The sequence below is a fragment of the Woronichinia naegeliana WA131 genome (assembly GCA_025370055.1).
Taxonomy (GTDB): Bacteria; Cyanobacteriota; Cyanobacteriia; order Cyanobacteriales; family Microcystaceae; genus Woronichinia; species Woronichinia naegeliana.
Genome location: CP073041.1, coordinates 4,602,573 through 4,615,315 on the forward strand (window position 1 = coordinate 4,602,573; position 12,743 = coordinate 4,615,315).

General features: G+C 42.1%; 3 protein-coding genes (1 of these 3 only partly in view). All 3 read right to left on the minus strand.

Annotated features, from left to right (window positions below):
- Tightly spaced (each overlapping or abutting the next), the 3 genes in view from KA717_23170 to KA717_23180 form a layout consistent with a single transcriptional unit that may run on beyond the window.
- Nucleotides 1-4,230: an amino acid adenylation domain-containing protein gene (locus tag KA717_23170; GenBank protein ID UXE58890.1), complete on the minus strand. Its 4,230-nt coding sequence runs from the start codon at nucleotides 4,228-4,230 to the stop codon at nucleotides 1-3.
- Nucleotides 4,227-6,104 (minus strand): FAD-dependent monooxygenase, encoded by a 1,878-nt coding sequence (locus tag KA717_23175; GenBank protein UXE58891.1) that lies wholly within the window; start codon nucleotides 6,102-6,104, stop codon nucleotides 4,227-4,229. Before KA717_23175 ends, KA717_23170 begins: the two co-directional genes overlap by 4 nt.
- Nucleotides 6,101-12,743, minus strand: the 3' end of a protein-coding gene (locus KA717_23180) for a non-ribosomal peptide synthase/polyketide synthase (GenBank protein UXE58892.1). The gene runs 7,436 nt beyond the window's last position; only the last 6,643 of its 14,079 coding nucleotides appear in the window; the start codon falls outside the window, past its right edge; it ends in the stop codon at nucleotides 6,101-6,103. The genes KA717_23175 and KA717_23180 overlap by 4 nt, the downstream gene beginning before the upstream one ends.

Consider the following 12,743-nt stretch of genomic DNA (forward strand, 5'->3'; position numbering starts at 1 on the left):
TTAAATGTTTACTTGTGACTGCTCAAGGCAAACTTTTAGCTCTTCGGCTAAAACCTGGACATGGGGTTCCACCATAATGGTAACATGATTACCCAGTACAAAATGAATATCCACTGCTTCCGTAGAAAACTCACTCCAGCCGAAGGATAAATCCTCAGAACACTCAGCAACTAACTCACGATTGGGATCATCGGGTAAATCCTCGTTAGCGCGTAGAATCGTAATTTTGCTGGGATAAATTTGTTTAGGGAGATAATCAACTAAACATAAACAGCTAGTTTTATAGGCTTGTACAATATTTTCAAGTTGCGTAGTTTTCGCATTAGGAGGAAGCATATTCGCCATTTTAAAAAAGTTTAAAACGTATTTTAATTGTTCCTCCACAGTCAAGGATTGAAGGGTTTCATAGGAAATATCTACAGTTTTATCTAAATAAATTTCTATACCTTTGCTTACTTCCGCTAACCACCTCGCATGATCCCAATTAATATAATCAAGCAACATTTGCTTATCTTTATAAGTTGGGGCTGAGGAATCAATGATGGCTAGTAATGCCACTTTTTGACCCTGCTTAACTAACTGTTGAGCCATTTCAAAAACCACATTGCCCCCATAGGAATGTCCCCCTAAAAAGTAAGGGCCTTGGGGCTGTAAATCTTGGATGGCTTGAATATAAATACTAGCGATCACCTCAATCTGAGTGATTTCTCCCAACTGTTGATAGAGATCATTTTCAAAACTATAAAAAGGCTGATCTTTTCCTAAATAACGTCCTAGATGGTAAAAATAAAAGGGTCGTCCTCCAGCCCCTGGAACACAGAAAAAAGGTGGCTTGGAACCATTGGGTTGAATGGGGACTAAACAAGACTCACTAGAGTTATCTGAATCGGTTTGGAGAATGGTCGCTAACTGTTCAATAGTTGGGTTTTGAAACAGTGTTGTTAAGGCAATTTCTTTGCCAAACTGTTCTTTAATTTGGGTCGTTAAATAGGGAGCCAAAAGGGAGTGACCACCAAGGTCAAAAAAGTTATCCCGAACGCCAATTTTGTCGATTTTTAAAACTTTTGACCAAATTTGTACTAAGCTTAATTCTAACTGATTACGCGCTTCAATGAATCTGTCTGAATCTTTGGGGTTACTAGGAGCCTGTAACGCACGGCGATCAATTTTTCCGTTAGCGGTTAAGGGCAAAAATTCCAGCATCACAAAGGCACTCGGAACCATGTAACCAGGCAATTTATGGGTCAGGAACTGACGCAAATCGCCACTTGTGATTGTCACCCCTGGTTTTGGCACAATGTAGGCAACTAACCGCTTGTCTCCTGGATTGTCTTCACGAACAATCACACAAGCCGACTGTACATCTTCATTTTGACCGATTATAGCCTCAATTTCCCCCAATTCAATGCGAAAACCGCGAATTTTCACCTGATTGTCAATCCGCCCGATATATTCAATATTACCATCAGGCAAATAACGAGCTAAATCTCCCGTTTTATAAAGGGTATCCCCTGCCAAAAAGGGATTAGAAATAAACTTTTCACGGGTCAAAGCTAACTGATTTAAATAACCCCTGGCGACACTCGCTCCTCCTACATGAATTTCCCCAGAAACTCCAACTGGTACTGGTTGTAAATTGCGATCAAACAAGTAAACTTTTCTGTCTCCAATGGGTTTCCCAATGGGAATAGAAGCTAGATTTTCATCTAGTTGTTTAGAAATAGGATAACAACAGGTAAATACAGTACATTCTGATGGGCCATAACCATTAATAATTTGGGTTTTAGGTAATAAGGCTAAACCGCGACGAACATGAGCAACAGACAGAGTTTCTCCACCAGTTATTAGTTGTTTAACGCCTAATAAAGATTCTGGCATTGTGTCAATCATTAGATTAAATAACGCGCAAGTTAGCCAGAGAATGTTCACCCCTTCTTCTTTGATAATTTTACTCAGGTCTTCAGGTGTAATAACATTACCAGGATAAAGCACACAACGCCCCCCCAAAAGTAAGGGAGTCCATAATTCTAGGGTTAAGGCATCCCAAGAAATTGAGGAATGTTGTAGCCAAATTTGGTGAGCATCAAGCTGGACATAATCAACCCCAAATATAAAACCGATGATGTTACGATGGATGACTTCCGTTCCTTTGGGGGTTCCCGTCGAACCTGATGTATAGATAATGTAGGCTAAGTTGTTTGGAGTAACTTTACTTGCGATATTTTCTGGCGAATATTGGGTAATACTTTCCCATTTTGACTCAATATCTACCAGCCTTTGACTGTTATTAACTGGGAGTCGATCAGATAAATGGTTTTGAGTGAGGATAATAGAACATTGTACATTTTCGATCATGAAAGCCAATCTTTCTGAGGGATAAGCAATATCTAGAGGAACATAAGCTGCCCCTGCTTTAAGAATGGCTAAAATTGCTATTACCATTAAAGGAGATCTTTCAATACAAACCCCGATCTTGTCCTCTAATTTAAGCTCCAAAGATTGTAAATAATGGGCTAATTGATTTGCACGACTATTCAATTCATCGTAAGTCAGTTGTTGACCTTCAAAAACCACTGCGATCGCATCAGGGGTGCGTTCTACCTGTTCCTCAAATAACTGATGAATACATTTATAATGGGAATAATCTGTTTGAGTTTCGTTCCACGATGCCAACAGTTGATGACGTTCTGCATCACTCAACATCCGTAACTCAAAAATTCCGAGGCTGGGATTAGCGGCGATCGCGGTTAAGAGATTTTGAAAATGTTGCCCCATTTGGGTAATAGTGCTGGCAGCAAATAAATCCGTGCTGTAGCACCAAACCGCCTCTAAACGATCAGAAACTTCCCAAAAATTGACTTCTAAATCAAATCGAGCTTTAGTATCAATCGGTAAAGGCAAATTCTCGATTTTTAAGCCCGACAAACTGCCCTCTGATTGGGGAGTATTTTGCAGAGAAAACATCACCTGTACCAAAGGATTACGGCTTAAATCACGGTCTAATTGTAACCTTTCTACTAACATTTCAAAGGGCAAATCTTGATGAGCATAGGCTGATAGGGTCGTTTGCTTTACTCGCTCTAATAACGCCAGAAAACTGGGATTTCCCGATAGATCGCCCCTTAAAGCCAAAGTATTCGCAAAAAAGCCCATCAATTTCTCGATCGCGGAACTATTCCGATTAGCGATCGGAGAACCCACCACCACATCCAATTGACCACTATAACGAGAAATTAGGACAAAAAAAGCCGCCAGTAAAGTCATAAATAGGGTTGCCCCTGAATCTTGGCTTAACTGTTTAAGACGTTGCGTTAAATCTCGATCCAGTCGAAAAACCGCTCCATCACCTCGGAAACTAGGAATAGGGGGACGGGGATAATCCGTCGGCAGTTCTAAGACAGTCGGCGCATCGGTCAATTGTTCTCGCCAGTAATTAAGTTGACGCTCCAAGACTTCACCTGTGAGCCATTGACGTTGCCACACCGCAAAATCGGCGTACTGGATAGATAATTCAGCGAGAGGGGAAGGTAAACCCTGGACAAAGGCCGCATAAAGTTGAGATAATTCACCGAAAAAGATGCTCAGAGACCAACCATCGTAAATAATATGGTGCATCTTCAACAGCAATACATACTCTTGAGAACTCAGTTTAAGTAACCTAAATTGAACTAATGATTCCTCTGCTAGATCGAAGGGTTTGAGTGAAAGGGCGATCGCAATTTCCCGCAGACGCTCTGTTTGTTTTTCTGTTGATAAATCCTGTAAATCTTGAAGGGGTAAACTAACGGGTGAAGGGGGAGCAATGCGCTGAATCGGTTGCCCTTCTACCATCGGAAAAGTGGTTCTTAAAACTTCGTGACGGCGAATCAGTTCACTGAGACTTTGTTCTAAAGCCAACAGATTCAGGGTTCCTTCTAACCGTAGAGCTTCTAACAAATTATAGGAATGACTATCGGGGGAAAGTTGGTGTAAAAACCAGAGTCGCTGTTGAGCAAAAGAAAGGGGTAAGTCCTGATCCCGTGACACAGGAATAATCTCTAACTCAACCGTATTAGTCGGGATTTGTGCGGCTTTTAAAAAGTCCAGAATTTCAGTTTTTTGAGCCGCGATCGCCGCTTTAATTTCCGTCGTCATGGCCCCCTTGGGAGCTTGATAACGGAGTTTTTCTTCTTCAATCCACAGTTTAATCTCTAAACCCTTCAAATAAGATAAAAATTCTACTACTTTCACTTACCAATTGCCTCCCAAAGTTGTTGTTTAATTGTACTTAAATTGCGGGGTTCGCTCTTAGGATTAAAAAGTCCATCAGCCTCCCATTTACTAGCATCTAGACTAATTGCCCAAGCATTTAACCAAGAATGAGAGCTAACTTTTGCTAATATCTCTGGCATGGTATCTTCTAGAGCTAAGTGAAACATAACCTGTGCCACTTCCTCCAATAATGTTAAGCTACTGAGATAATCTTCAATAATTTCCGACTCGGTTTGGTTATATTTTAAATTCCGCGATCGCAGTTCATCAACAAAAGGAATTGCTAAATAGTCAATAAATTCAAAATTAACCCGATGTAAAGATTGATTCGCCCAATCCTTAAATAACTGTTGCATTCGATAGGAAAGGGGGAAAAATTTGCTATTGATCTGTTGAACTTTCGTTCTAAATGCTTGGTCAAGGTAGATCGAATTAAACATCATCAAACCACTAAATGTCCAACCTGACAACGTATCCCAGATGAATTTTGTTGCCATCACCATACCATTACCTAGACAATTGTAGGCATTTTGAATATTAAACGTTACCCCATCGCTGTAACTTAGATAAAAGTAGTTAGCATCTTGAACTTTTTCCTGGGTAAGTTTACCTTCTAGATCAAGCGTAATCAACTGGGTTGTTAAGGAATTTCCAAAACCAATATTATCTGTCCCTGGAGAATAAAAAGGATCGGGAAATGTCCCTGCTTCACCCACACAAGCCCAACGATTGTGGGAAAATACTTGTTTAGATGAGTAGCTATATTTGGGCATTTTCCGAAAGTCTTCTGGTTTTTTATCGGCTAAGTGAAAAGCCAAAATCGGCTCATTTTTCTCTAACCATTGGTAAGCCAGTTCGTAGTTATAATAATTCTCCAAAGGATGAATATCTTGACGAGCGACAATACCAATACTGGTATGACCAGTGGCTAGAGGAATTGTCCAAACCCAGTAACCTTTACCGCATAAATGATTGGTAGAATAGTAACGGTTTTTATTTGGAACGCGATTATGCCATTTTTCTTCACTACTAGGGACGAAATCGCTGATATCAAAGCGACCCTCAACCCGAAACCAAACAGCACCAAATTGATCATTATTAGGTTTATCTAAGCCTAATTTTCTTTGCAGAAAACGACGGCGACCCATTGCATCAACGACCCATTTGGCTTGAATGAAGTGAGTTTTTTTATTATCGCCTTGGCCTTGAGTATAAACAATTTTATGATGTTGCTGTAAACCAACCGCAAGTTCAATCTCATTAACCGCACAATTTTCCCGTAATTCTACGCCTTTTTCTTCATTAAAGGCACGTAAATCGTTTTCTAATTTACCCCGATCAATTTGATAGGAATTAGGAAGATGAAACTCTGATAAACCTAGTTCGGGTCGATCTTGAAAATTAGGAGCAGTATTGTTAAAGAAATATCGCAATCCCAATTTAACTAAATGTTGCTCTTCAAAATAATCAGTTAACTGAAGCGTATTGGCTAAATAAAAAGCACCCACTTCAACTGTGGATTCTCCCACCTTAAAACTTGCTTCTGGTAAGGGACGAGCCATTTTATCGAGAACAACGACCGAAATATTTGGCTTTTGCAGTTTTAACTGTCTTGCTAAGGTTAAACCCGCTAAACCACCGCCACAAATGACAACATCATAGACATCTGCTTGACTTAACTCTTCAGCTTGTTGGCGCAAAAAAGTGATTAATTCCGCTTTATGCTCCTTTAACTGTTCTAAAAGTTCGGTCGTCATTATTCCCTGGGGTGAACGATAGCGGAGCTTATCATTTTCAACCCAAATTTTAATCCCTAACCCGTTGAGATGAGCTAAAAATTCAACTGTTTTCATAATTCACCCTCCTCATAATCTTCTAAGGTTTCAGTAATCGCTGGTTGTCCCTGCTGTGCAACGGCAAGAAGTTCAATAATTTGGGCTAAATTAGCGATCGTTGGGTATTCTAGCAAATTTTGTAAAGACAATTCCACCGAGAAAAGATCGCGGGAACGGGAGATAACCTGAGTCGCTAACAAAGAATGTCCTCCAAGTTCAAAGAAATTATCCTTAATGCCAATCCGTTCCAATCCCAAAACTTCACTCCAAATTTGGCCCATTTGGGTTTCAATGGGGGTACGCGGTGCCAAAAAGCTCGTGGCCAGATTGCGCGTAGCTGTATTAGGTGTCGGTAAAGCCCGCCGATCTATCTTGCCATTGGGAGTCAAAGGTAGAGCATTGAGCAGCACAAAAGCCTGGGGAACCATATAACTGGGTAGCTTTTGTTGGACAAATTCCCGCACCTGCGGTACTAGCTTCTGGACTAACTTACCGTACAGAGGATTATTCGTGTAATCAGTCCAGGATTTAGGAATAACCGTCTCATTGTCCCAAAAACTGGGGTATGGTTGGCCATCAACTGCGCTCATTGCAGATTCTAGGATTGAACTCTGGCGATGGAAAACCAGATCAAAAGAACCGTCTTGACTCCCTTCCCACCAACTGAGGTGAACGGTGTAGCCGAATTTTTCTCCCAATTGCCACATTTGCTCAGGATTAATCCCCATCCTGGGTTTTTCTTTTAACAATTGCCGCAATTCTCCCACCGTCGAAACGACCGGCGGATTTTCTAACCAGTCTAAAATTTGTAGGGCTTCTTGTACTCGTTGATTGGGGACATCCCTGATGCCTAACCATTCTGGCTGTTCCAGTTTCAGTTGATCTTGCAGTTTTGCTAAGGAAAACCCATCTCGTTGCCAATTTAACCAAGGAATAACCGTTCTTTGAACATCCTTACCCAAATGTAAGGTCACATCATAGCGAAATTGGGTTAACTCATTGTCAGCTTGACCCCGTTTTGGTGCGATCTCTACCCAAGAAATTTGCGGAAAACGTTGTTTAAGAGCGATAAAAAACTGAGGTTCAATGAGCAATTCTTCTTCGGTGGCGACACTCTGATTTACCTGTTTTTGCCATTGTTCAAGGGTTTTATTGGCTTCGGTGCGGGCTAACTGTACGGCGGCATGGTATGGCTCTAGTAAGGGCAGACTACGAATATCACCTAAGAAAATCTTTCCCTCAGCCGCGATCGCCTTCACTGCTCCTTCGATAACCTGTAATAGATAATCCACACTAGGGAAATACTGAACAACGGAGTTAATAACCACCGTATCAAAAGCTGCTTGGGGAATCCCTGTCAAATTATCGGCTGTTCGGTGCAATAATCTTACTTTCCCCGCTAAACCCTCAATTGTGCCGCATAACCGTTCTAGGTTGTCAATGGTGGCAGAGGAATAATCGGCTCCCCAATATTCCTGACAATGTTTAGCCACAGGAAACAGCAACAAGCCACTCCCGCAACCAATTTCTAACACTCGTTGCGGTTTTCCGACCAGAATGCGGCTTACGGTATGCTCAACCCATTCTCGCATTTCGGAGGCGGTCATCGCTTGCCCCGTATAACTACTATTCCAACCACTAATATTAAAGGTGGGATCATCAGTTGCAGACTGGGATTGACGATAGGATTCTTCATAAAGCTGTTGCCAATCACTCACATATTCACTCTGCCATTGGGCAAGCTGTTCGGGTAAAACTTGACCCTGGAGAGCAGGAACCAAATATCCTACTAAATTAGTATTCAGTTCAGTTGCGGATGGATTATCGCCCTGATGGTCAGCACGGGCAATCACAACCGCTTCTTGTACTAATAAATGTTGGCTCAAAACGGCTTCAATTTCCCCTAACTCAATACGGAAACCCCGCACTTTAACCTGATTGTCAATCCGTCCCAGATATTCAATCTGACCATCGGGTAAATAACGGGCTAAATCTCCCGTTTTGTATAATTTTGACGGCTGTTCTCCCCCCTTATCAAGGGGGGTTAGGGGGGGATCAAGGGAGACAAACGGGTTAGAGATAAACTTCTCGGCGGTCAATTCTGGGCGATTCAGATAACCCCTGGCTAACCCCGCACCGCCAATATGTAATTCCCCTGCCACTCCGATAGGAACTGGTTGTAAATGAGGGTCTAAAATATAAACCTGCACATTGGCAATCGGGCGACCAATGGTTATTTTTTCGTCAAAAGGCGTACATTTTGCGATCGTTGCACAAACACTCCCCTCTGTTGGGCCATAAGCATTAAAGAAATTTCGTCCCTTCGACCATTGTTTGACCAATTCAGGAGAACAAGCTTCACCCCCGACAATTATTGTTTGCAACGTTGATAATTCGACTAAAGGCAAAAACGCCAAAGCTGATGGAGGTAAACTGATATGGGTAATGGCATAATCGCTTAATCGCTTAATTAAGGGCAGACCAGGCATTAGAGAGTCTTTTGTTGCCAAGAAAAGTGTTGACCCAGACCCAGACCCCAGTGCCATTAAGATTTCTGATATACAAACATCAAAGCTTAGGGAAACAAACTGGAGAACGCGACTCTGAGAATAGACACCAAAAGTCTGAATTTGAGCCAAAGCTAAGTTACACAACCCTTTATGCTCAACCATCACCCCCTTAGGTTTACCTGTAGAACCAGAGGTATAAATCACATTGGCCAAATTAGAGGGGGTTACTTTCGCCGTCAGGTTATCCTGGCTAGGTTGGTCAGTTTTTTCCCAAATTTCCTCTAAAAAGACTGTTTGGGCTTGATGATTGGGAAGTTTATCAATTAGTGAATGTTGGGTGAGCAGTAAGGGGATTTGGCTATCAAAGAGCATAAATTGTAGGCGTGCTTGGGGATATTCGGGGTCAAGGGGTAGATAGGCCCCACCTGCTTTAAGAATGCCGATTAAGGCGACAATCATCTCTAGGGAGCGTTCGACACATAAACCGACTATTACCTCCGTTTCTACGCCCAGAGAGTGTAAATAGTGCGCCAATTGGTTGGCCCGATTATTTAATTGTGCATAGGTCAATTGTTGATTTTCAAAGACTACGGCGATCGCATTAGGAGTGCGTTCTGCTTGTTCTTCAATCAATTGGTGAATACATTTGTCGTAGGAGTAATCGGCTTTTGTCTCATTCCACTCCTCTAACAGTTGATAATGTTCCTGGGGATTTAATAAGGGAAGTAAGGCCACGGGTTGCTGTGGATTTGCCACAATGGCCGCTAACAAAGCCTTAAAATGAGTCATCATGCGGGCAATGGTCGCTGGATCAAATAAATCCCTGTTATAGGAGCAAAAACCGCCCAATCCTTCGGGAACATCCCACAGATAAACCTCTAGGTCAACCCGAACCGAATCAAGTCCCGATGACATCTCTTCAACTTTCACCCCAGGCAAATCCCAAGGCTCCGTTGGTGCATTCTGGAGGGCAAAAACGATCTGTATTAAAGGATTGCGGTCTAAATGTCGTTCAATTTGCAATTCTTCGACTAACATCTCGAAGGGTAAATCCTGATGGTCGTAGGCGTTTTGAGTCGTTTGTCTGACTTGCGCTAGAAAATCCTCAAAGGTCGGTTCTTGGGACAAATCAAATCTTAAGACTAAGCTATTGACAAAAAAGCCAATGAGTTTTTCGATTTCGGTGCGGTTGCGGTTGGCGATCGGTGAACCAATCACTAAATCGGTTTGTCCACTATAGCGAGACAGCAACACAGCAAAACCTGCCAGTAAGGTCATAAATAGGGTGCTACCAGACTCTTGGCTGAGTTTTTTAAGCTGTTGCGTCAGTTGACTATCGAGTTGTAGTTTTTCCGTTCCACCGCGAAAAGTTTGTATGGCTGGACGGGGGCGATCGCTGGGAAGTTGGTGCAGTAGGGGAACTCCCTTTAACTGTTGTTTCCAGTAGTTTAATTGCCGTTCTAATACTTCATTGGTTAACCATTGACGCTGCCACACCGCAAAGTCTGCATACTGTATCGGTAAGGTCGGTAAATCGGCTTTTGTTCCTGTGCTGAAACTGCGATAAGAGGCTGATAATTCATCAATTAAAACCCCTAGCGACCAACCATCCGCCGCAATATGGTGAATAGCTAATAATAGTACATATTCATCCGCCCCGACTTGCCATAATTTGACTCGTAATACTGAACCATTGGCTAAATCAAAGGGTTCGGAGGCCGCTTCTGTCAACAGTTTCTCTACCTGCAAAGGCTGGCTTTGTATTATGGGTAGCGTAAAGTTGACGCTAGGGGCGATCGCTTGTATTGGTTTATTATCTTTGAGTTTAAACTGAGTCCGTAGGGGTTCATGGCGTTGAATAATTGCTTGGAAAGCTTTTTCTAGGGCTTTAACATTGAGATTTCCTAGCAAACGCATCGTTAAATCAATGGTGTAGGCTCCACTTTCTCCTTCTAACTGATTGACAAACCAGAGACGTTCTTGAGCCCAGGAGAGGGGGATGTCATCCTGTCGGTTGAGGGGAACTATAGCTGGAAGTTTGAGCCGCGAGCCAGTTTGCAGTTCTTTTAAAATCACCGCACTTAACTGGGCAATGGTTGGGGATTCAAACAGATAACGTAGGGGTAAAGCAATTTCAAAGGCTTCCTGACAGCGAGAGATCACCTGGGTCGCTAAGAGGGAATGTCCCCCTAATTCAAAGAAATTATCCTCAATGCTGACTCGTTCTAATTTCAGTACCTCAGCCCAAATCTGCGCTAGTTTTTCCTCAATGGGGTTACGGGGGGCGATATATTCACCTTTGCCCTGTAAATCAGGTGCAGGTAAGGCTCGGCGGTCTATTTTGCCATTGGGAGTAAGGGGTAAAGCATCTAAGATCACGAAAGCATTAGGAACCATGTAATCAGGTAACTTAGCTTTCAAAAATTGCCGTATTTCGTCAATGGTCAGGATTATTTCGGGTTGGGGGACAACGTAAGCAACTAGGCGTTTATCTCCTGGTTTATCTTCGCGAGCAATAACGCAAGCTCCTTGTACCGACTCATTTTGGTTAAGTAGGGCTTCAATTTCTCCTAATTCAATTCGGAAACCGCGAATTTTTACTTGATTGTCAATCCGTCCCAAGTATTCGATCTTACCATCGGGTAAATATCGACACAAATCACCAGTTTTATATAATTTACTTTTTCCTATTTTGTCAAACGGGTTGGGGATAAATTTTTCTTGGGTTAATTCTGGGCGGTTCAAATAACCCCGCGCTAATCCCATACCGCCAATATGTAATTCTCCTGGAACACCAATCGGGACAGATTGTAAATGGGAGTCTAAGATATAAACTTGTGTGTTGGCAATGGGACAACCAATAGTGATTGTTTCCGTCTCATCTGTCCATTTTTCTACTGTTGCACAAACGCTGGTTTCTGTCGGCCCATAAGCATTAAAGAAATTTCGACCCGTAGCCCATTGCTTGATCAATTCTTCTGAACAAGCTTCTCCTGCGACAATAATGGTTTGTAACTCTGGGATTTCTTCAAGGGGCAAAGCGGCTAAGGCTGAGGGCGGTAAAGTAATCTGGGTAATCCCATAATTTTTTAATAGCTCTGTTAATGGCAACCCAGGCATTAAAGCGTCTTTTTTGCTTAAATAAAGGGTTGCGCCTGCTCCCATTGCCATGATAATTTCCCAGATAGAAGCATCAAAATTCAGGGAGGCAAACTGGAGAATGCGAGAGTCGGAATCTAAGTTAAATGTTTTAATTTGTGCTTGGGCTAGGTTAAATAATCCCCGATGTTCCACCATCACCCCCTTGGGTTTTCCTGTTGAACCAGAGGTATAAATGAGATTAGCTAAATTATTAGCCGTTACTACTCCTGTTAGGTTATCTTGGCTATTTTGGTTAATTTCTTCCTTAACCTGCTCTAACAAGATTAGTCGTGCTTGACATTCAGGTAATTTATCTAGTAATCGCTCTTGAGTTAGCAATAATGACAGTTGGGCATCAGCGATCGCAAATTGTAGCCGTTCTTGGGGATACTCAGGATCAAGCGGTAGATAAGCCCCGCCTGCCTTGAGAATACCTAATAATCCCACCATCATCTCTAAAGAACGCTCAACACAAATTCCGACTAAAGTATCAGCTTTTACGCCTAATTTCTGTAAATAATGGGCTAATTGATTAGCACGACCATTTAACTCAGCATAGGTTAATGGTTGATTTTCAAACACCACCGCGATCGCATCGGGTGTACGTTCTGCCTGTTCCTCAAATAACTGATGAATACATTTAATTTGAGGATAATCAACTTGAGTATTATTCCACTCAATTAATAATTGCTGTTGTTCACCTTCTGTTAATAAGGGTAATTGGGAAATCTGAGCTTGGGGATTGGCCACAATTCCCCCTAATAAATTAAGAAAATGCTCTGACAATCGCTCAATAGTGACACTCTCAAACAAATCAGTATTATATTCCCAGACACCTTTTAAGCCATCATCCGTGTTAACCATCGCTAAGGTTAAATCAAACTTAGCAGTTGTATTTTCCAAGGGCAAATCTGTCACCGTTAACCCTGTCATTCCAATCTCAGACTTGGGTGTATTTTGTAGGACAAAAGCGACTTGAAAGAGAGGAGAATGGCTTAAATCTCGT

What these genes read in the sequence shown, in the direction of transcription:
- KA717_23175 (UXE58891.1), bottom strand. Translation starts at nt 6,104, where the DNA reads ATGAAAACAGTTGAATTTTTAGCTCATCTCAACGGGTTAGGGATTAAA.